Here is a 19,351-nt window from a genome sequence, read left to right as displayed (position 1 = left end):
TTGTCAGAACACCAGGCCCGACAGCGGCGGGATGTCCGGCGTCCCCTGCCAGAAGCGGAACAGCTCCCGGCCCCAGTACGTGTCCCACGGCGTGACGTCGAGGGACCGCAGCACCGCGTCGATCATGTCGAAGAACGCGTGGTTGACCTCGGGGATCCACAGGAAGCCGAAGACGGCCAGTATCCCGAACGGGGCGAACGGCTCCACCTGGCGCCGCACCTTGTACGACAGCCACGGCTCGACGACGCCGTAGCCGTCCAGGCCGGGCACGGGCAGGAAGTTGAGGATCGCGGCCGTCACCTGCAGCTGGGCCATGAAACCGAGCGCGTAGCGGAAGTGGTCCGGCACGCCGTCCATGGCGCCCAGCCAGAAGGGGGCCGTGACGACCACGGCGAACGCGGCGTTCGTCAGCGGGCCCGCGGCCGAGATCATGCTGTGCTTCCAGCGGCCGCGGATGCGGTGGCGCTCGATGAAGACGGCGCCGCCGGGCAGGCCGATCCCGCCCATGATCACGAAGATGACGGGCAGGACGATGCTCAGCAGGGCGTGCGTGTACTTCAGCGGGTCGAGCGTCAGGTAGCCCTTGGCGCCGACCGTGAGGTCACCCCCGTGCAGGGCCGTGCGCGCGTGCGCGTACTCGTGCAGGCACAGCGACACGACCCATCCGGAGACGACGAAGAGGAAGACGGCGAAGCCCGGGCTCGCCGAGAAGTCCGTCCACACCGCCCATATGGAGACCGCCATGATGGCGACGAGGGCGAGGAAGACGGGGCTCACGCGCCGTTCGCCGCGGGTCGCTGTCGACATACCTGTGCTCCTGTGAGGTGGGGCCGTGACGTACCGGGAGGTACCGGGGTGACGGTACTTCCTCCACCCCTCCCGCCCGTAACCCGGCCGTGCGGGCCGGGGGACAATGGGCGGGTGCGTTACGGCATCCTCGGCACCACCCAGGCCCACTCCGGCGACGGCCGGGCCGCCGCCCTCGGCGGCGCCCGGCTGCGCGCCCTCCTCGCCGCGCTCGCCCTGCACCCGGGGCGCGTCCGCACCGCCGAGGCGCTGATCGACGCCGTCTGGGACGACGAGCCGCCCGCCGACGCGGCGGGCGCGCTGCAGGCCCTCGTGGGCCGGCTCCGGCGCGCCCTCGGCCACGCCGCCGTGGCCTCGGCGGCCGGCGGCTACCGGCTCTGCGCCGGGCCCGAGGACGTCGACCTGCACCGCTTCCAGCGGCTCGCCGAGGAGGGTGCGCGGGCCCTGGCCGACGGCGACCCCGCCAAGGCGGCCGATCTGCTGGACGCCGGGCTGGCCCTGTGGCGCGGTCCCGTCCTCGCCGACCTCCCGGGCCGGGCGGCGCTGGCCGTGCGCTACGAGGCACGCCGCCTGGACGCCCGGCGCACGCGCCTCGCGGCCGCGGTCGCCCTCGGCCGTGCGGAGCAGATCCTTCCGGAGCTTGCGGCGCTGTGCGACGAGCATCCGCTGGACGAGCCGCTGCGCGCCGTCCACCTGCGCGCCCTGCGCGCGGCGGGCCGCCCGGCGGAAGCGCTCGCGGCGTACGCGGACCTGGCGCGCGACCTCGCGGACCGGCTCGGCACGGACCCGGGGCCGGAACTCAGAGCACTCCACGGGGAGCTGCTGACGCACGACACCCCGCCGGGCACCACGAGCGCATACAGCACACCGGCCCCGCACGACCCGGCAACATCCCACGACACCCCCGCGCTCCCCCTCACACCCGCCCCGTACGGCGCGGTCAGCACGCCCCGCGGGGGTCTTTCCGCCGGTGGTGGTCCCGCGGGCACGTACAGGGCCGTGCCGCCCGGCAACCTCCGCGCCCGGCTCACCTCCTTCGTCGGGCGCGAGGACGACATCGTGTCCATCGGCGCCGATCTGCGGGCGCAGCGCCTGGTCACCCTCCTCGGCCCCGGCGGGGCCGGGAAGACGCGGCTGTCGCAGGAGGCCGCCGAGGCCGCCGCCGCGGGCGGGGGCGGGTGGCCGGACGGGGTGTGGTTCGCCGAGCTCGCGCCCGTCGACGACCCCGCCACCGTGCCGGAGACCGTGCTGACCGCGCTCGGCGGCCGCGAGACCGTGGTGCGGACCACCACCGACGGGCTGCGGGCCGCGAGCGACGCCTCCGCGACCGACCCCCTGGCGAGGCTCGCCGAGCACTGCGCGGCGCGCCGCATGCTGCTCGTCCTCGACAACTGCGAGCACCTGATCGACGCCGCCGCCCGCGTCGCCGAGACGCTCCTCGCGCACTGCCCGGGCGTCACGGTGCTCGCCACCAGCCGTGAGCCGCTGGGCGTGCCCGGCGAGGCGGTGCGCCCCGTGGAGCCGCTGCCCGACACCGTGGCCCTGCGGCTGCTGGCCGACCGCGGCGCCGCGGCCCGCCCGGGCTTCCGCGTCGAGGACGACCCGGAGGCCTGCGCCGAGATCTGCCGCCGGCTGGACGGGCTCCCGCTGGCGATCGAGCTCGCGGCCGCCCGGCTGCGGATGCTCAGCCCGCGCACCCTCGCGGACCGCCTGGACGACCGCTTCCGGCTGCTGACCTCCGGCAGCCGCACCGTGCTGCCGCGCCAGCAGACCCTGCGCGCGGTCGTCGACTGGTCCTGGGACCTGCTGGCCGGCCCCGAGCGGGCGGTCCTGCGCCGCCTGTCCGTCTTCTCCGGCGGCTGCGACCTGGCCGCCGCGGAGGAGGTCTGCTCGGACGGCCTGGACGGCACCGCGCCGGGACCGGACGCCGCCCCGGCCCGGGACGTCGCCGCCCTCCTCGGCTCGCTCGTCGACAAGTCGCTGGTGGTAGCCGCGCCCGCCGGCGCCGACGGCGAGATGCGCTACCGGCTGCTGGAGACCGTCGGGGAGTACGCCGCCGAGCGCCTGGACGAGGCGGGCGAGCGCGCCGCCACCGAGCACCGCCACCTCGTGGCGTACCGCGAACTGGCCCGCACCGCCGACCCGCTCCTGCGCGGCCCCGCCCAGGGCACGTGGCTGGAGCGCCTGGAGCTGGAGCACGACAACCTGCGCACCGCCCTGCGCCGCGCCGTCGCCGCGCAGGACGAGCAGGAGGCGCTGTGCCTGGTGCTGTCCCTGGGCTGGTTCTGGCAGCTCAGGGAGCACCGCGCGGACGCCGCGCACTGGGCGGAGACGGTGGGCGCGATGGGCCCCGACCCCTTCGCCGAGCCGGGCGACCCGGTCGCCCCGCTGTACGTGACGTGCACCGAGCAACCGCCGCCGATGCCGCCCGAGGTGCTGGCGGAGGCGCGGCGCGGGGTCCACCTGACGCGGCTGATCAGCATCACGGACATGGCCGAGGTCCACGCGCCCGAGACGCAGCACAGACTGCGCGCCATCGCCGCGGCCTACGCCGACGGGCAGCCGCAGACCTGCCGCGGGCCGGGCTTCATCGTCTTCTTCGCGGTCCTCATGACGGGCGATTTCGACGCGCTCTACCGGGCCTTGGACACGATGGTCGCGCGCTGCCGCGAGCTGGGTTACGAGTGGGAGCTGGGCCATTCCCTGCAACTGCGCTCCAAGATATTCAACGACCACCCCGGCGGGCTGGACCAGGCCACCGCGGACGCGGAGGAGAGCGTACGGATCTTCCGGCGGCTCGGGGACTCCTGGGGCGTGGCGGAGGGCCTGACGGGCCTGGGCGAGGTGCACGAGCGGCGCGGGCAGTACGGCCTGGCGGCCGAGGACTACCGGGAGGCCCTGGAGCAGGTCCGTGAGCTCGGCTCGACCGGGCAGCTGCCGGCGCTGCGCGCCCGGCTCGCCGGGGCGCTGGTCGAGGCGGGGGCGGTCGGCGACGAGGAGGGCGAGCAGATGCTCCGCGACGCCATCGCGGAGGCGGAGCAGGGCAACACGGACGCCGCGATCTTCGGGCGGCTGCAGCTCGGCGTGCGGGTCGCCCGCACCGGGCGCACGGCCGAGGCCCGGGAGATCTTCGACGAGCTGATGGCGGACTTCGGCATCCGCTCGGTGGTGATGTTCGAGAGCCTGATGTGCGGTCAGATGGCCTGGCTGGACACGCTGGAGGGCCGTCCGGCGGACGCCCTGCCCAGGCTGCGCAAGGCCCTGTCGATGGCCGGCGACCCGCTGTCGACGCTGGCGGTGCCGCAGCTGCCGATGACGCACCTGCTCTTCTCCGCCTTCGCCCACGCCGGGCTGGCCGGCGGGGAGCACGGGGAGCAGGCCGCCCGCGAGGAGCACGCGCTGCTCGCGGCCCGGCTGCTGGGCGCCGGTGAGGCCCTGCGCCCGCCCGACTTCCCGGTGACGTCGGTGGAGCGCGATGTGTACGAGCGCGCGGAGGCCTGGGTGCGGGAGGTGCTCGACGACGGCGCGTACGAACAGGCGTACGCCGAGGGCAGCGGCCTCTCCTTGCTGGAGGCCGCCGCCCTCGTATGACGCGTACGACGCATGCGCCGCCGGACCGGCTCAGGTCTTCTTGCGGAACTTCGAGACGGCCAGGGGCGCGGTCACGAGGGTGATGGCGACGGCCCAGGCCAGCGTCATCCACACCGAGTGGGCGACGGGCCCGCCGCGCATCAGGTGCCGTGCGGCATCGGCGAGGTTGGACAGCGGGTTGTACTTGGTGAAGCCCTCCAGCCAGCCGGGCATCTTCGCGGTCGGCGCGAAGATCGAGCTGCCGAACTGGAGCGGCATCAGGATGATCATCGCCATGCCCTGGACGGCCTGCGGGGTCTTCAGGGACAGGCCCAGCAGGATGAAGACCCACATCAGCGAGGCGCCGAACACCACGGACAGGGCGACCGCGGCCAGCAGGTGCAGCGGGGTGGTCGTGATGGACAGGCCGAGGGCGAAGCCCATGCCGAGCAGGATGGCGGTGGCGACGAGCATCCGGCCGATCTCGACCACGATCTTCGCGATGAGGACGGAGGACCGGGCTATCGGCATGGTGCGGAAGCGGTCCATCACCCCCTTCTTGAAGTCGTCGTTGACGCCGGTGCCGACGGCCATGGCGATGTTCATGCCCTGCATGGCCATCAGGCCGGGCACCAGGTAGTTGAGGTACTCCTTCTCGTGGCCCTTGCCGGCCATCGAGCCGCCGAAGACGTACGTGAAGAGCAGGATGAAGATGATCGGCATGATCACGGCGTCGAACATCGACTCCGGATCGGCCTTGATCTGCAGCAGGTTGCGGCGCGCGAGGGCGCCGATGTGCCGCAGGTTGGCCCGCAGGCCGATGCGGCCCTCGCGGGCGGGCGCCGCCGCGGGCGCGCTGAGCGTAGCCGCGCTCATGCGGCGACCTCCTGGAGTGCGTCGGTGTCGGCTGCGTCCTGCTCCGGGGCGGAGCTCGACGCCTTCTGGCCGGTGACGGCGAGGAAGACCTCGTCGAGGCTCGGCAGGTGGGTGGAGATGCCGGAGATCGCGAAGCCGCGCGATCCCAGCAGGGCGACGACGGCCGTCAGCTGCTCGTCGCTGATGATCGGGACGTTGACGACGCCCTCGGCCTCGTCGGCGGTGGCGCCGGCGATCCCGTCGAGCTGGGCCCGGGCCACCTCGCCGACCATGCGGTGCAGCTCGCCGCGGTCCGCCGGGCGGATCTGCAGGGTGCGGCCGCCGACCTTCGCCTTCAGCTCGTCCACCCGGCCGCCCGCGATGACCTGGCCGCGGTCGATGACCGTCAGCTCGCTCGCGAGCTGCTCGGCCTCCTCCATGTACTGCGTGGTGAGGAGGACGGTGGAGCCCTCGGCGACCATCCGCTGGACCTCCTCCCACACCTCGTTGCGGGTGCGGGGGTCGAGGCCGGTGGTGGGCTCGTCCAGATAGAGCACCGCCGGGCGGCCGATCATGGAGGCGGCCAGGTCCAGCCGGCGGCGCATGCCGCCGGAGTACTGCCCGGCGGGCCGCTTGGCGGCCTCGGTCAGGGAGAAGCGCTCCAGCATCTCCTCGCCGCGGCGGCGGGCGTCCTTGCGGGACAGGTCCAGCAGCCGGCCGATCATGTACAGGTTCTCGAAGCCGGACAGCTTCTCGTCCACCGAGGCGTACTGCCCGGTCAGGCCGATCACCCGGCGCAGCTGCCGGGGCTGGGCCACCACGTCGTACCCCGCGACGCGGGCGGTGCCCGCGTCCGGCCGGAGCAGCGTGGACAGGCAGCGCACGAGCGTGGTCTTGCCTGCGCCGTTGGGGCCGAGGACGCCGAGGACGGTGCCCTCGCGTACGTCCAGGTCGACTCCGTCGAGCGCCTTGGTGGCGCCGAAGTGCTTGACGAGGCCGCGGACCTCGACGGCGTTCCCGCCGCTGCCCGCCCCCCGAGTGGTGTCGTTTCGCGTCATGCCCACCACAGTGCCAGCGCCCACTGACAAGCCGCCTACAGGTCACCGACAGCGTGTTGTCGGTGACCTGTAGGCGGGCGCCTTGCCGCCGGTGCCGCGGGGAACCTTCCGCCGCAACGGCGAGCAACCGACACGGCGGATACCGGCGGTGCCGAACCTGCCCGCAGCCGGGCTCGGCGACGCCGGACAGCACCATGGGGGCTGAGCACCGCGGCGGCGGAAGGGAGACGTGGCCACCCCGCACCGTGAAGGCGACGGGGGCCCACGCCTAGTGGAACGCGTGCTCCGGGGCCGGGTACGCGCCGTCGACCACGTCCTCCGCGAAGGCGCGGGCCGCCCCGCCGAGGACCTCCCGCAGCTGGGCGTACTGCTTCACGAAGCGCGGCACGCGCCCCGGGGTCATGCCGGCCATGTCCGTCCACACCAGCACCTGCGCGTCGCACTCCGAGCCCGCGCCGATGCCGACGGTCGGGATGTGCAGCGTGCGCGTGACCTCGGCGGCCAGCTCGGCCGGGACGAGCTCCAGGACGACGGAGAAGGCGCCCGCGTCCTGCACGGCCTTGGCGTCGCGCAGCAGCTGCTGCGCGGCCTCCTCGCCGCGGCCCTGCACGGGGTAGCCGCCGAAGGCGTTGACGGACTGGGGGGTGAGGCCGATGTGGGCCATCACGGGGATGCCGGCGTCGACCAGCAGCTTGATCTGCTCGGCGGACCGCTCGCCGCCCTCCAGCTTGACCGCGCTCGCACCGGTCTCCTTGATCAGCCGGGTGGCGCTGCGCAGCGCCTGGACCGGCCCTTCCTGGTAGGAGCCGAAGGGGAGGTCGGCGACGATCAGGGCGCGCTTGGTGCCGCGTACGACCGCGGCGGAGAGGACGGCTATCTCGTCCATGGTGACGGGCACCGTGGACTCGTAGCCGAGGTGGCAGTTGCCCATGGAGTCGCCGACGAGGAGGACGGGGATGCCGGCCTCGTCGAAGACGGAGGCGGTCATCGCGTCGTAGGCGGTGAGCATGGGCCACTTCTCGCCGCGCGCCTTGGCGGCGGCGATGTCGCGGACGGTGATGCGCCGGGAGCTGGTGCCCCCGTACAGCGCCTTGGGATCGCGGCTGCTGTCGGAGGCGTTCTGGGCAGGCGTCGTCGTCATGGCGGTGTGCTCCTGTGATGTGTCGTCTCGAGGCGCCCTGACGGCGTCCCCGGATCGTCTCCATGCTGACACGCCGCCTGCGGACGGGAAAGGGCGGGGAAGGACGGCGAAGGACGGGGAAGGACGGGGGAGGGACAACGGTGGCAGCGGCGGGACTACGGCGGGACGCACGCCCGTTCGACGGATCCGGGTAAAGGTTTTCCAATACGAGACGGGCCCGTATCGAAAAAAGATCTAGGCTGGTCGGCATGGCAACCGATCCCTCCGGCGCCTCCCCCGCCGCACCGCCCCGGGTCCCCGAGGCGGTCCACCGCAGACGCTGGGCGATCCTGGCCGTCCTGCTGCTCAGCCTGCTCATCGTGGTGCTGGACAACTCGATCCTGAACGTGGCGATGAAGACGATCGCCACCCCCGCCCCCACGGGCCTCGGCGCCACGCAGAGCGAGCTCGAGTGGGCCATAAACTCCTACACCCTCGTCTTCGCCGGGATCCTGTTCACGGCCGGCCTGCTGGGCGACCGGCTCGGTCGCAAGAAGGTCCTGCTCTTCGGCATGGCCGTCTTCGGCATCGGGTCCGTGCTCTCGGCGCTCTCCGGCTCGCCCCACGAGCTGATCGCCTTCCGCGCGGTCATGGGCTTCGGCGGCGCGTTCGTCATGCCCGCCACGCTCGCCATCATCGTGAACGTCTTCGAGCGCGAGGAGCAGCCCAAGGCCATCGGCATCTGGGCGGGCGCCGTCGGCCTGGCCGTCGCGATAGGCCCGATCACGGGCGGCGTCCTGCTCGACCACTTCTGGTGGGGCTCGGTCTTCCTCGTGAACGTGCCCATCGTGATCACCGCCGTGATCGCGATGTCCCTGCTGGTCCCCGACTCCAAGGACCCGAAGCCGGGCCGCCTGGACCCGCTCGGCGTGGTGCTGTCCGTCGCGGGCCTGGTCCTGCTGGTCTACGGCATCATCAAGGGCGGCCAGCTCGCCGACTTCACCGATCCCGAGGTCTACGGCACGGCCGGCGGAGGCCTGCTGATCCTGGCCCTCTTCGTCCTGCACGAGCGGCGCTCCGGGCACCCCGCGCTCGACGTTCGCTGGTTCCGCAAGCCGGCGTTCTCCGCAGCGGTCTCCTCGATCGCGCTGGTCTTCTTCGCCCTCATGGGCGTCACGTTCTTCACCGTCTTCTACACGCAGAGCGTGCGGGGCTTCACCCCGCTGCAGAGCGGGCTGCTGATGCTGCCGCTGGCGGCGGCCCACATGTTCTTCGCCGTACGCGTCCGCCGCGTCGTCGCGAAGCTCGGCGTGCGCGTCGTCTGCACGGGCGGCATGGTGATGGTCGCCGCGACCATGGCCGGTTTCCTGCTGCTCGACCAGGACACCCCGGTGTGGGTGCTGGAGGTCCTGCTGTTCTTCCAGGGCGCCTCGATGGCGCACATCATGCCGCCCGCCACCGTCTCGATCATGCAGTCGCTGCCGCGCGACAAGGCCGGCTCGGGCTCGGCCGTGAACAACACCTTCCGGCAGCTCGGCGGGGCGCTCGGCATCGCCGTGCTCGGCTCCGTGCTGTCCACGACGTACCGCGACGGGATCTCCGCCCGGCTGGACTCCCTGCCCGGCCTGAGCGAGGAGGCCCGGCACGCGGCGGGCGAGTCCATCGAGGCCACGCTGAACGCCGCGGCCCGGCTCGGCCCGCAGGGCAAGGCGCTCATCGGCCCGGCCAACGATGCGTTCATCCACGCCATGCACGTCACCGTCCTGTGCGCCAGTTCGTCGGCGCTGCTCGGCGCGGTCGTGGTCGCGCTGTTCCTGCCCAAGCGGGGAGCGGTGCGCCCGGCGGCGGGGGCCGCGCGGCCGGACGGGCAGAAGGAGCAGGCGGGGGCGGGAGCATGACGGAGACCACGGCGACTACTGCAGCCGCTGCTGCAGCACCGGCACCGGCCCCGGCGGCCGCGCCCCGGGCGGTCGAGCGGCGCGGCCGGCCCCGTAACGCCGCCGTCGGCACCGCTGTCGTCGAGACCGTCCTGCGCCTCCTCGAAGAGGGCGCCGGCCTCGGCGAGCTGTCGATGGAGCGCATCGCGCGCGAGGCCGGCGTCGGCAAGGCCACGGTCTACCGCCGCTGGGCCGGCAAGGAGGCGCTGATGCTCGACGTCATGCGCTCCCTGGAGCACGACGCCCCCGAGCTCGCCGGGGAGTCCGTGCGCGACGACCTCGTGACGCTGCTGGAGACGCTGCGGCGGCGCGGGCTGGCCAAGCGCTCCTCCGCCGTCCTGCGCACCGTCCTCGCCGAGGTCAAGGCCCATCCCGGGCTCTGGCAGGAGTACCACGAGAAGGTCGTCAGGGTCCGCCGCGAGGCGGTCCACGCCGTCCTGCGGCGCGGCGCGGCCACCGGCGAGCTCCGCTCCGACCTGGACGTCGAGCTGATGGGCGACCTCATCGTCAGCCCCATGCTGTCGCGGGCGATGTTCCACGACCGGGCGGAGCTGCCGGAGGACCTCCCGGGGAAGATCGTCGACGCGGTGCTGGAGGGCGTGCGTCCGCGCTGAGCGCCTTCTCATGCCGCGCCTGCGTGCGTCCGCGCCGAGTACCTGCTCATGCCGCACCTGCGTGCGTCCACGCTGAGCGCCTGCCCATGCCGCACCTGCGAATATGCCCGTTCTGTCACAGCACGCCCTGTGGATCTCCGGACCGGAACCCCGTTCCGCCGGGGCGTCGTCCTCCCTTGTGACACCCCCTCCACGGGTGCCCGGCAAGAAGCGGAAGCGGCGCATGCCACGCCCACCGGGTGATCACCTAAGGTCTGGTGGGCGGGGCCGCAGCGGATGAAGAGTTGAGGACGACGGATGGCGCAGGCGTACATGCAGGAGACGGGCCGAGACGGGACCGGTCCGGAGCGGACCGGATCCGGGGCCCGGCGCCTCATGGACCAGTGGCGGGACCGCAACGTCTGGCGGCGCGGCATCGTCCTCGCCGTCATCGCCGCCCTGCTGGGGCTGCTGATGCTCCTGCACACCCAGCTCCCCAACAAGATCGGCAACCTCGGCAGTCTGACCGAGACGTTCCTGCCCTGGCTCGGCCTCGCGATCCCGGTCCTGTTCGTCCTCGCGCTCGTGCGCCGGTCGGCGACCGCGCTCGTCGCGCTGCTGCTCCCGGTCGTCACGTGGGTGAACCTCTTCGGCGGCCTCTTGAGCGACAAGACCGCCAAGGGCGGCAACTTCACGGTCGCCACGCACAACGTGAACGCCGAGAACCCCGACCCCGCCGCCACCGCCCGGGCCGTCGCCCGCTCCGGAGCCGACATCGTCGCCCTGGAAGAGCTCACCAACACCTCGCGCTACGAGAAGGCGCTCGCGGACTCGTACAAGTACCACTCCGTGCAGGGCACGGTCGGCATATGGAGCAAGTACCCGCTGGAGCTGGTGCAGCCCGTCGACATCCGGCTCGGCTGGGTGCGGGCCCTGCGCGCCACCGTCCGCACGCCCCAGGGGCCGGTGGCCGTGTACGTCGCGCACCTGCCGTCGGTGCGCGTGAAGTTCAACGCCGGCTTCACCGCCGGGCAGCGCGACCGCAGCGCCGAGGCGCTCGGCCGGGCCATCGCCCAGGAGCCGGAGAAGCGCGTCGTCCTCCTCGGTGACCTCAACGGCACCATGAACGACCGCTCCCTCGCCCCCGTCACCTCGCAGCTGCGGTCCGCGCAGGGCGCCGCGGGCGACGGCTTCGGCTTCAGCTGGCCGGCGAGCTTCCCGATGGCCCGGATCGACCAGATCATGGTGCGCGGGATGGACCCCGTCTCGGCGTGGACGCTGCCGGCGACGAAGAGCGACCACCTGCCGGTGGCCGCCCGGGTCAAGATCTGAGCCGTCCTCTCCCCGATCCCCCCCCCCGGGGAGTGGCAGTGGCTATTTCAGGAGCCACTCCCTGGTCAGCAGCATGACCTCCTCGCGGCTGCGGCCCCCGTGGTCGGCGGCCATGAAGCGGGTGCCGATCCGCGAGGAGAAGGTGAGCAGGGCGCGGACCTCGACCTCGTCCTCGTCGGCGCAGAACGAGCGGTACAGCGAGCGCAGGTAGTCCATGCGCCGGTTGTCGACGCGCCGGAGCCGCTCGGCGACGGCCTCGTCGCGCCGGGCCCAGTCGCGGATCGCGAGTTCGGCCGCGACGCTCTGCAGCGTCCCGTCGGCGGCCGCGACGATCGCGAACAGCCGCGCCAGCCTGGCGCGGGCGTCTCCCCCGCCGCCCTCGGCCTGCTCGATCACCACCTCCGTGACCTCGCGCTCCCACGTGTCGAGCATCTCCGCGAGCAGCGCGTCCCGGTTGCGGAAGTAGCCGTAGAAGCCGCCCTTGCTGACGCCGAGGGCCTGCGCGAGCAACTCGATCCGGACGGCCTCGGGGCCGCCCTCCGCGAGTGCCCGCAGCCCCTCCTCGATCCACTTGTCGCGGGGCGTGCGAATGGCGCCCATGGCTGTGTCTCCCCTCACGTGACCCCCGCCTATACGGCACCGTATAGACGGGTCTACCGTTGACCTGTACGGCATCGTATAGATCGCACAGATGGGGGACCGATCATGAGGCTGCCGGCCACCGCACACACCTCCCGCCCCTGGCGCATCCACGAGATCGCCCACGACTTCCGTGTGGAGGACGTCTGGGCGCTCCCGACCCCGGGCGGCCCGGACGACCTCGCGCACCTGGTGGAGCAGTTCTCGACCAGGAAGGGGGACTACGTCGACTCCCCCGTGGCGCGCACGCTCTTCGCCGTCCGCTGGAAGCTCGGGGCGCTGCTCGGCTGGGACAAGCCCGGCACCGGCGTGGGCGAGCGGCAGGCGGGGCTGCGGGACCGGCTGCCCACTGACCTCCGCGAGGGCCTCCGGGGCCCCGACTTCCGCAAGTTCACCTCCGTCTACCAGACGCACGACGAGTGGGCGGCCGAGATGTCCAACGAGACCTGCCGGGGGGTGCTGCACCTGGGCTGGGTCCCGGACGGGTCCGGGGGCTACCACGCCCAGATGGCGGTCCTGGTGAAGCCGAACGGGCTGTTCGGCGCCGTGTACATGGCGGGCATCAAGGCCTTCCGGTACGTGGGGGTGTATCCGGCGCTGCTCCGGATGATCGGACGCGGGTGGGAGGAGAGCGCGGGCGAAAGGAGCGCGGGCGGTGGCAGCGGGGACGGACGCGACGGGGCCATCCCGTAGGCTGGAGGGCTTGCCCCGCACCCCCGTTCGAAAGGCCTCCTCATGCCCGTGGCGCTGCTGGCGCTCGCCGTCTCGGCCTTCGGCATAGGGACGACCGAGTTCGTGATGATGGGCCTCCTGCCCAACGTCGCCGACGACCTGGGGACCTCCGTCCCCACCGCCGGCTACCTCGTCTCCGCCTACGCCCTCGGCGTCGTCTTCGGCGCCCCGCTGCTCACCGCGCTCGGCTCGCGCATCCCCCGCAAGCGGATGCTGATCCTGCTCATGGGCGTCTTCACGCTCGGGAACCTGGCCTCGGCGCTCGCCCCCACCTTCGGGACGCTCGTCGCGGGCCGGGTCCTGGCCGGGCTGCCGCACGGCGCGTTCTTCGGCGTGGGCTCCGTAGTCGCCGCCCGCCTCGCGGGCGAGGGGCGGCAGGCGCGGGCCGTCGCCATGATGTTCCTCGGCCTGACCGTCGCCAACATCGTCGGCGTCCCGGCGGCGACGCTGCTGGGCCAGCACCTCGGGTGGCGCGCGACGTTCCTCGTCGTGACCGGCATCGGCCTCGCCGCCATGGCCGCACTCGCCCGGCTGATCCCCGACCTGCCGCACGAGCAGGGCGCGGGCCTGGCCCGCGAGCTGCGCGCGCTCGGCGGCCGCCAGGTGCTGCTCGGCCTGCTGACCACCGTCTTCGGCTTCGCCGGCGTCTTCGCCGTCTACAGCTACCTGTCGGCGATGGCCGTCGAGGTCACGGGCTTCTCCGAAACCTCCGTCACGTTCGTGCTCGCCCTGTTCGGCACCGGCATGACCCTGGGCGTGCTCGCCGCCGGCCCCCTCACCGACCGCGCCCTGCGCCCCACCCTGTACGGGGCGCTGGCCGGGCTCGCGGCGGTCCTGGTCCTCTTCGACTTCACGGTGCACGTGAAGTGGGCCGCGCTGGCGACCGTGGTCCTGATCGGCGCCGCCGGCTCCATGACCAGCACCCCCCTGCAGATGCTGATCATGAACAAGGCCAAGTCCGCCCCCACCCTCGCCGCCGCCTCCAACCACTCCGCGTTCAACCTCGCCAACGCGGGCGGCGCGTGGCTCGGCGGCATCGCCATCTCCGCGGGCTGGGGCTGGACCTCCCCCACCCTGGTCGGCGCGGCCCTCGCCGCGGCGGGCCTGCTGTGCGCGGTGGTGTCGGGCGCGCTCGACCGCGACGGCAGGGAGCCGTCGAGGGTGGTCGCCGGCGGCGAGACGAACCGGGCTCCGGCCCCGGACCGGGTGGCGTAGGGACCCGCTCTGCCGTCGGCGAATCTGCCGGGGGCAGAGAAAGCTGTCGGGGCGGTGCCGGTGTCCGGAGAGTGGGAGGACATCGTCCACCGCTCCCCGGCCCAGGAGGTCCCATGTCCCCACTCGCCCTCGAACCCCGCGCCACCGACGGCGACCCGTCACCGGCGGCAACCCGCTTCGACGACCACCTCGCCTCGCTGCTCCTCATGCAGCGCATCGTCGTCCTCGGCACGGAGGTCAACGAGGTCTCGGCCAACCGCGTCTGCGCGCAGCTGCTTCTCCTGTCCGCCGAGGACCCCCGTACGGACATCAGCCTGTACATCAACAGCCCCGGCGGGTCCGTAACCGCCGGGCTGGCCATCTACGACACGATGCAGCTCATCCCCAACGACGTCTCCACCCTCGCCATGGGATTCGCCGCCAGCATGGGCCAGTTCCTCCTCACCGTCGGCACGGCGGGCAAGCGCTACGCCCTCCCCAACGCGCGGATCATGATGCACCAGCCGTCCGCCGGCATCGGCGGCACCGTCGCCGACATCGCCATCCAGGCGGAAAACCTCGAATTCACGAAGAAGACCGTCGAGCGCCTCCTCTCCGAGCACACCGGCCAGACCCACGAGACCATCTCCCGCGACAGCGACCGCGACCGGTGGTTCACCGCCCAGCAGGCCAAGGAGTACGGCATGGTCGACCACGTCGTCGCGTCCCTGGACGACGTCCGCCCGGCCGGTACCAAGCGACGCATCGGACTCTGAGGACCTGACGATATGAGCCAGTACACGATCCCGACCGTGGTCGAGCGCACCCCCAACGGGGAGCGGGCCTACGACGTCTACAGCCGGCTGCTGTCCGAACGCATCATCTTCCTCGGCACGGAGATCGACGACGGCGTCGCCAACGTCGTCATCGCCCAGCTCCTGCACCTCGAATCGTCCAGCCCGGACACCGAGATCGCCCTCTACATCAACTCGCCGGGCGGATCCTTCACTTCCCTCATGGCCATCTACGACACGATGACGTTCGTCCAGGCCCCCATCTCGACGTTCTGCGTCGGCCAGGCCGCCTCCACCGCGGCGGTGCTCCTCGCCGGAGGCGACCCGGGCAGGCGGTTCGTCCTCGAACACGCGCGGATCCTGCTCGGGCAGCCGGCGAGCGGTGGCCGGCAGGGAACCGTCTCCGACCTCGCCCTCCAAGCCAAGGAGATGCTCCGGATCCGCTCGGAAGTGGAAGAGGTCCTCTCCCGGCACACCGGCCACGACGTGGCGTCCCTCCGCGCGGACATGGACCGCGACAAGATCTTCACCGCGCGGGAGGCAGTGGCGTACGGGCTCGCCGACGAGGTCCTGAGCCGGCGGGCGCTGCCGGTGCCGGCTGCCGCCTGAGGTGGAGAGGCGGCTGCACCACGGGGGTGTGCGGCCGCCGTTGCCTTGTCAAGCCGCGAGCCGCACTTCGCCCTGCCGGGCGGGGTGGGCATGGGCGGGCTGCACATGGGTGTACGTACGGCTGGCCAGCCGGATGAGCTCCTTGTGTACGAGAACGAGGAGTTCGGCCAGGCTCAGGCCGAGCGCCTGCGCGGCGGCGGCCAGCACCTCGGACGACGCCTCCTTGCGCCCCCGCTCCACCTCGGAGAGGTACGGCATGGAGATCCGCCCGGCGTCGGCCACGTCCTTGAGCGTCCGCTTCTGCGCCAGCCGCTCGCGACGGAGCACGTCTCCTACGACGTCCCGCCAGAGGGGCTCCCTGGAGAGGGGCTCCCCGGCGGGACGCAGGGGGATGACGCGGGCGGCGGCCGCGGCTGTCTTTGGCGCTTGGCTGGTCACCAGCTCAGCGTAGAAGGGCGGCAGCGGTTCGGGGACGTTAAACGGTTCCGCCCCCGGCGAAATCGCGGACGAACTGGGCCCAGGCGGCGGCCGGAACGGCCAGTTGGGGTCCCTGCGCCTGCTTTGAGTCCCTTATGCGGACGGTGCGGGGAAGCGTGGCCACTTCGACGCATTCGCTACCGTCGCCTTGACTGTGGCTGGACTTGCGCCAGGGGAGAGCGACTTCGACGCATTCCCCACCCGCGCCGCCACTGTGGCTGGACTTGAACCACGCCAGATCAGGTATCACAGCCTTTCCACCAGCTCCCTAATGAATTTGGCCGACTCCTCAGGGCTGAGGGCGGACTGGGCGATCATCGCATAGCGGTGGACAAGGGCACTGACCTTCTCGGGGTTCGAATGCAGCAGGCTGCCGGTCTGCCCCTCTTCGTACGCGATGCGTTCGTGCTTGGGCGTCTCCAGTACGAGGAAGGATCCATCGAGTGCTGCAGAAGCGGAGTTGAACTGCACGACCTGGATGACGACGTTGCGCTGCTCGCCCACCTCAAGCATGTGGAGCAGTTGCCGCTTGTGCGCCTCGGGGCAGCCCAGGGTATTGCACAGTGCAGGCTCACCAATGGCGAAGGTGAACATCTTGGTTTGCGTCTTGAGGATGGCCTGCCGCGCAAGACGCCCCTTTACCTTCTCCTCGACCCACTCGTCATCAACGGGGGGCCAATGCGTATTGAAAAGGGTGCGCATGGTGTCCTCGGTCTGCAGCAGCCCCGGAATGAGGAGGGGCTGGAACGAGTTGATGGCCAGCGCCTCGGCCTCGTACACCATGAAGTCCTTGGCGTACGGCACGAAGGGATCCGGCTGCAGGTACTCCTGCGTAGCGATCAGCTTCCCCCGCGCGCCGAACATCTGGTCCGCGGCCAGGAGGAACTCCGGCGTGGGGCGTCGCCGCCCCTGCTCCATCGACTTGACCGTCTCCTCCCCGTACCCCGCCTCGCGTCCCAGTTCCTCGCGGGTGACGCCCGCCTCCGTCCTCCACAGCTTGACCTGGTTCCCGCAGAGCCGCCATGCCATCGGCGGCTGAGAGAGCACACTGTCGTTCACGCTTCCCCGCCCCTTCCCGTACCTCGTCCGTATCAGCGGACGCTACGGCGGACAAGGCCGGTACAAGCCGGGTTCGAACCCACTTCGCACGTGTGGGTGAACGAGCCACAACGAACCGTACCCCGCATACGGGTGAGAATCCCCGTAACTCCCCCTTCTGCCCGCGTGCTTGCGCAACGCTCCCACCCATGGACGCCGTACGGGTCGCGCTGCTGAGGGAAGTGCTCGCCGGGACCGAGTGGTTGCAGGACACGCGCCGGTTCGCCGGGGCGTTGCGGGCCTCGGTGGCGCGGCGGCACGGGGGGCTGTTGCTGGTGGGGACGGAGGGGTACGAGCCGTGGCATCTGGCGGCGCATCTGGATGACGAGGCGGCGTGGTCGGGGCTGCCGGAGCTGTCGCCCACGCTGGTGCGACACCAGGTGCCGCCGGGCGTTCCCGCGCACCTGTCCGTCGGCCTGGGCAGGCTGGAGGCGGCGCGGCGGGGCGAAACCCTCCTCGTGGTGACCGCGGACGAGCCGGGGGGCGGGCTCCTGGAGCGGGTGCACGACGCGCGGCGGGGCGGGGCGACCGTGCTGTCGCTGGACGGGGCGCCCGCCGAGGCGGGGGCGGAGTTGCGGGCGCTCGCGCACGACCAGCTGGCCGTGCCGCCGCCCGCGCCGTGTTCGACGAGGACGGAGCTCGATCTGGACACCGTGCAGCATCTGGTCAGCGCGGCGGCCGGGGAGAACGGGCTGCCCGCGCCGCGCGGCGGGCGGCGGCGGTTCCGGGACCGGCTGGCGCGGCTCGCCGATCAGCTGACGGCGCCGCCTCCGCCCCGCTGGTAGGCCGTAAAGCGGAGGGCCTGGTTCGAAAAAGCGTTTGCTGCCGATCCTCCGCTTATGGACCATGGTCTCCCGTGACTGCGCAAGACCCCCCTCCTCCCTCTTCCCCTTCCTCCCCCCGGCGGCTCCGTGCCCTGCTGCCCGATCTGACGCCGTGGCACGCCTCCCGTGACTTCCGCCGCATGTGGGTGGCGGGTCTCGTCACCGTTTTCGGCACGTTCCTGACGTTCATCGCCGTGCCGCTGCAGATCAAGGAGCTGACCGGGTCGGCTCTGGCCGTCGGCGCGGTCGGGGTGGTCGAGCTGGTCCCGCTGGTGGTCTTCGGGCTGTACGGCGGCGCGCTCGCCGACGCCCTCGACCGGCGCAAGCTGATCCTGTGGACGGAAGCCGGTCTCGGCGTCCTCTCCGCGCTCCTGCTGCTGAACACGCTCCTGCCGCACCCCATGCTGTGGCCGCTGTACGTGGTCGCGGCGCTGGTCAGCGCGCTGAGCGGGCTGCAGCGACCGGCGATGCAGGCGATCGTGCCGCGCGTCGTCGCGCACGACCAGCTGCCCGCGGCGATCGCGCTGAACTCGATGCGCTGGCAGGTCGGCGCCATCGCCGGCCCGTCCCTCGCGGGCGTGCTGATCGCGTTCGCGGGCCTGCAGTGGGCGTACGCGCTGGACGTCGTCTCGTACGCGGTCTCCGCCGTGCTGCTCTTCGGGCTGGCCCCCTCCCCCGCCTCGCACGCCGCCGACAAGCCGTCGCTGCGCGGCATCCTGGAGGGCGCGCAGTACGCGTGGAGCCGCAAGGAGCTGCTCGGCACGTACGTGATCGACATGGCGGCGATGCTGTTCGCCTTCCCGACGGCGATCTTCCCGTTCCTTGCGGATGATCTGGGGGCGCCGTGGGCGCTGGGCCTGATGTACGCGGCCGGTGCGGTGGGATCCCTCGTCGTGAGCCTGACCAGCGGCTGGGCGTCGCGGGTGCACCGGCACGGCCGGATGGTCGTCTACGCGGCGCTGGGCTGGGGCGCTGCGATGGCCGTCGCGGGCTGGCTGGGCAACGTGTGGCTGGTGCTGCTGTTCCTGGCGGTGGCGGGCGGCTGCGACATGGTGAGCGGCCTGTTCCGCTCGGCGATCTGGGATCAGACGATCCCGGACGAGCTGCGGGGCCGGCTGGCCGGGATCGAGATGCTCTCGTACTCGGTCGGGCCGCAGCTGGGCCAGGTCCGGGCGGGCGGCATGGCGTCCCTGACGAACGTGCGGGCCTCGGTGTGGGCCGGCGGGCTGGCCTGCGTGGCGTCGGTGGGGCTGCTGGCCGTATCGCTGCCGAAGCTGATGTCGTACGACCAGCGGACGGACGAGCATGCGGCGCGGATGCGCCGGCTGAAGGCCGCGGACGCGGTGGCTGAGGCGGCTTAGGCACCGCCGGGCCACCCGGTGGGGGGTTGCTCGCCGTTGCGGCGGGAGAGATTCCGGGGCTCCGCCCCGGGGACCCCCGCCGCCGGCGGCGCCGGACCCTCCTCAGCCCGCCTTGGGGCCCTCACCGGCGTCGCCGACACCGTCGACGTCGTCGTTCCAGCGCGGATCCGTCCGCCATTCCTCATTCCGCTCGCGCGCCGTCTCCATCGCGTGGGACGCCTCCCCACGCGTGCCGTAGGGGCCCAGCCGGTCCGCGGCACGGCACTCGGGGCCCTCCTCGACCCTGCCGTGCTTCAGGCAGTAGTACCACTCGCCCGGCTTGCCCTCGGGGCGCTTCTTGAACAGGGCCAT

At 72.4% G+C, this 19,351-nt stretch carries 19 protein-coding genes; 10 read left to right on the top strand and 9 right to left on the bottom strand.

The genetic code is table 11. The features are described 5' to 3' along the window. Positions 1–3: 3 nt before the first annotated feature. Positions 4–807, bottom strand: coding sequence for a site-2 protease family protein (locus tag IF61_RS0102755; protein ID WP_030364563.1), 804 nt, complete (start codon positions 805–807; stop codon positions 4–6). Positions 808–921: 114 nt separating this feature from the next. Between IF61_RS0102755 and IF61_RS0102750 the strand changes: the two genes are divergently transcribed. After that, positions 922–4,398 carry an AfsR/SARP family transcriptional regulator gene (locus IF61_RS0102750; protein WP_030364562.1) on the top strand — a complete coding sequence of 1,159 codons (3,477 nt, stop codon included), beginning with the start codon at positions 922–924 and terminating at the stop codon, positions 4,396–4,398. 30 nt (positions 4,399–4,428) lie between these two features. On the opposite strand, the gene IF61_RS0102745 is transcribed toward IF61_RS0102750, so the two are convergent. The 3 genes from IF61_RS0102745 to panB form a co-directional block, all read right to left on the bottom strand. Beyond that, positions 4,429–5,253: an ABC transporter permease gene (locus tag IF61_RS0102745; protein WP_030364561.1), complete on the bottom strand. Its 825-nt coding sequence runs from the start codon at positions 5,251–5,253 to the stop codon at positions 4,429–4,431. Next, entirely contained in the window at positions 5,250–6,290 is a 1,041-nt protein-coding gene (locus IF61_RS0102740) for an ATP-binding cassette domain-containing protein (protein ID WP_030364560.1), read from the bottom strand. Before IF61_RS0102740 ends, IF61_RS0102745 begins: the two co-directional genes overlap by 4 nt. A 268-nt stretch (positions 6,291–6,558) precedes the next feature. Then, positions 6,559–7,431, bottom strand: coding sequence for a 3-methyl-2-oxobutanoate hydroxymethyltransferase (panB, locus tag IF61_RS0102735; RefSeq protein WP_030364559.1), 873 nt, complete (start codon positions 7,429–7,431; stop codon positions 6,559–6,561). A 248-nt stretch (positions 7,432–7,679) separates the two neighbouring features. On the opposite strand from panB, the gene IF61_RS0102730 reads away from it, so the two are divergent. The 3 genes from IF61_RS0102730 to IF61_RS0102720 all read left to right on the top strand — a co-directional run bounded on the left by IF61_RS0102730 (position 7,680) and on the right by IF61_RS0102720 (position 11,272). Beyond that, positions 7,680–9,308, top strand: a complete 1,629-nt coding sequence (locus IF61_RS0102730; protein ID WP_030364558.1) for an MFS transporter — start codon at positions 7,680–7,682, stop codon at positions 9,306–9,308. Further along, on the top strand, positions 9,305–9,961 hold the full coding sequence (locus IF61_RS0102725) for a TetR/AcrR family transcriptional regulator (protein ID WP_030364557.1): 657 nt from the start codon (positions 9,305–9,307) through the stop codon (positions 9,959–9,961). The genes IF61_RS0102730 and IF61_RS0102725 overlap by 4 nt, the downstream gene beginning before the upstream one ends. Before the next feature lie 375 nt (positions 9,962–10,336). Continuing rightward, positions 10,337–11,272 (top strand): endonuclease/exonuclease/phosphatase family protein, encoded by a 936-nt coding sequence (locus IF61_RS0102720; protein ID WP_397945238.1) that lies wholly within the window; start codon positions 10,337–10,339, stop codon positions 11,270–11,272. A 42-nt stretch (positions 11,273–11,314) separates the two neighbouring features. Here IF61_RS0102720 and IF61_RS0102715 read toward each other — a convergent pair whose 3' ends face one another. Continuing rightward, on the bottom strand, positions 11,315–11,872 hold the full coding sequence (locus IF61_RS0102715; RefSeq protein ID WP_030364555.1) for a TetR/AcrR family transcriptional regulator: 558 nt from the start codon (positions 11,870–11,872) through the stop codon (positions 11,315–11,317). A 105-nt stretch (positions 11,873–11,977) separates the two neighbouring features. Between IF61_RS0102715 and IF61_RS0102710 the strand changes: the two genes are divergently transcribed. The 4 genes from IF61_RS0102710 to IF61_RS0102695 all read left to right on the top strand — a co-directional run bounded on the left by IF61_RS0102710 (position 11,978) and on the right by IF61_RS0102695 (position 15,240). Further along, positions 11,978–12,604 carry a DUF2867 domain-containing protein gene (locus tag IF61_RS0102710; RefSeq protein WP_052392349.1) on the top strand — a complete coding sequence of 209 codons (627 nt, stop codon included), beginning with the start codon at positions 11,978–11,980 and terminating at the stop codon, positions 12,602–12,604. 42 nt (positions 12,605–12,646) lie between these two features. Next, positions 12,647–13,858 carry an MFS transporter gene (locus tag IF61_RS0102705; protein WP_030364553.1) on the top strand — a complete coding sequence of 404 codons (1,212 nt, stop codon included), beginning with the start codon at positions 12,647–12,649 and terminating at the stop codon, positions 13,856–13,858. Between the two features lie 113 nt (positions 13,859–13,971). Then, on the top strand, positions 13,972–14,613 hold the full coding sequence (locus tag IF61_RS0102700) for a ClpP family protease (RefSeq protein WP_030364552.1): 642 nt from the start codon (positions 13,972–13,974) through the stop codon (positions 14,611–14,613). 12 nt (positions 14,614–14,625) lie between these two features. Next, entirely contained in the window at positions 14,626–15,240 is a 615-nt protein-coding gene (locus IF61_RS0102695; RefSeq protein WP_030364551.1) for a ClpP family protease, read from the top strand. Positions 15,241–15,288: 48 nt separating this feature from the next. Here the strand turns inward: IF61_RS0102695 and IF61_RS0102690 are convergent, their stop codons facing one another. Genes IF61_RS0102690 through IF61_RS0102685 form a run of 3 tightly spaced genes read right to left on the bottom strand, consistent with a single transcriptional unit; the run spans position 15,289 to position 16,776 of the window. Continuing rightward, positions 15,289–15,678 (bottom strand): helix-turn-helix domain-containing protein, encoded by a 390-nt coding sequence (locus IF61_RS0102690; protein WP_030364550.1) that lies wholly within the window; start codon positions 15,676–15,678, stop codon positions 15,289–15,291. 37 nt (positions 15,679–15,715) lie between these two features. Continuing rightward, positions 15,716–15,967 (bottom strand): DUF397 domain-containing protein, encoded by a 252-nt coding sequence (locus IF61_RS33860; RefSeq protein ID WP_078659930.1) that lies wholly within the window; start codon positions 15,965–15,967, stop codon positions 15,716–15,718. Beyond that, positions 15,964–16,776, bottom strand: a complete 813-nt coding sequence (locus IF61_RS0102685; RefSeq protein WP_245684376.1) for a helix-turn-helix domain-containing protein — start codon at positions 16,774–16,776, stop codon at positions 15,964–15,966. The genes IF61_RS33860 and IF61_RS0102685 overlap by 4 nt, the downstream gene beginning before the upstream one ends. Positions 16,777–16,964: 188 nt before the next feature. Between IF61_RS0102685 and IF61_RS0102680 the strand changes: the two genes are divergently transcribed. Then, positions 16,965–17,600, top strand: coding sequence for a hypothetical protein (locus tag IF61_RS0102680; RefSeq protein WP_030364548.1), 636 nt, complete (start codon positions 16,965–16,967; stop codon positions 17,598–17,600). Positions 17,601–17,671: 71 nt separating this feature from the next. After that, a complete protein-coding gene (locus tag IF61_RS0102675) occupies positions 17,672–19,000 on the top strand; it encodes an MFS transporter (protein WP_052392348.1) in 1,329 nt (442 codons plus the stop codon). A 102-nt stretch (positions 19,001–19,102) separates the two neighbouring features. On the opposite strand, the gene IF61_RS0102670 is transcribed toward IF61_RS0102675, so the two are convergent. Continuing rightward, positions 19,103–19,351 carry a hypothetical protein gene (locus IF61_RS0102670; protein WP_030364546.1) on the bottom strand — a complete coding sequence of 83 codons (249 nt, stop codon included), beginning with the start codon at positions 19,349–19,351 and terminating at the stop codon, positions 19,103–19,105.

This window comes from Streptomyces roseoverticillatus, from assembly GCF_000719265.1.
In the GTDB taxonomy this organism is placed as follows: domain Bacteria; phylum Actinomycetota; class Actinomycetes; order Streptomycetales; family Streptomycetaceae; genus Streptomyces; species Streptomyces roseoverticillatus.
The sequence above is the reverse complement of the archived record's forward strand: the minus strand, read 5'-3'. Positions and strand labels throughout refer to the sequence as shown.

Bases quoted from the DNA above. Each gene is read 5' to 3' on its own strand.
- IF61_RS0102745 (WP_030364561.1), bottom strand. From the start codon at position 5,253: ATGAGCGCGGCTACGCTCAGCGCGCCCGCGGCGGCGCCCGCCCGCGAG.
- IF61_RS0102705 (WP_030364553.1), top strand. From the start codon at position 12,647: ATGCCCGTGGCGCTGCTGGCGCTCGCCGTCTCGGCCTTCGGCATAGGG.
- IF61_RS0102710 (WP_052392349.1), top strand. From the start codon at position 11,978: ATGAGGCTGCCGGCCACCGCACACACCTCCCGCCCCTGGCGCATCCAC.
- IF61_RS0102700 (WP_030364552.1), top strand. From the start codon at position 13,972: ATGTCCCCACTCGCCCTCGAACCCCGCGCCACCGACGGCGACCCGTCA.
- IF61_RS0102720 (WP_397945238.1), top strand. From the start codon at position 10,337: ATGGACCAGTGGCGGGACCGCAACGTCTGGCGGCGCGGCATCGTCCTC.
- IF61_RS0102755 (WP_030364563.1), bottom strand. From the start codon at position 807: ATGTCGACAGCGACCCGCGGCGAACGGCGCGTGAGCCCCGTCTTCCTC.
- IF61_RS0102740 (WP_030364560.1), bottom strand. From the start codon at position 6,290: ATGACGCGAAACGACACCACTCGGGGGGCGGGCAGCGGCGGGAACGCC.
- IF61_RS0102715 (WP_030364555.1), bottom strand. From the start codon at position 11,872: ATGGGCGCCATTCGCACGCCCCGCGACAAGTGGATCGAGGAGGGGCTG.
- panB (WP_030364559.1), bottom strand. From the start codon at position 7,431: ATGACGACGACGCCTGCCCAGAACGCCTCCGACAGCAGCCGCGATCCC.
- IF61_RS0102680 (WP_030364548.1), top strand. From the start codon at position 16,965: ATGGACGCCGTACGGGTCGCGCTGCTGAGGGAAGTGCTCGCCGGGACC.
- IF61_RS0102725 (WP_030364557.1), top strand. From the start codon at position 9,305: ATGACGGAGACCACGGCGACTACTGCAGCCGCTGCTGCAGCACCGGCA.
- IF61_RS0102730 (WP_030364558.1), top strand. From the start codon at position 7,680: ATGGCAACCGATCCCTCCGGCGCCTCCCCCGCCGCACCGCCCCGGGTC.
- IF61_RS0102695 (WP_030364551.1), top strand. From the start codon at position 14,626: ATGAGCCAGTACACGATCCCGACCGTGGTCGAGCGCACCCCCAACGGG.
- IF61_RS0102670 (WP_030364546.1), bottom strand. From the start codon at position 19,351: ATGGCCCTGTTCAAGAAGCGCCCCGAGGGCAAGCCGGGCGAGTGGTAC.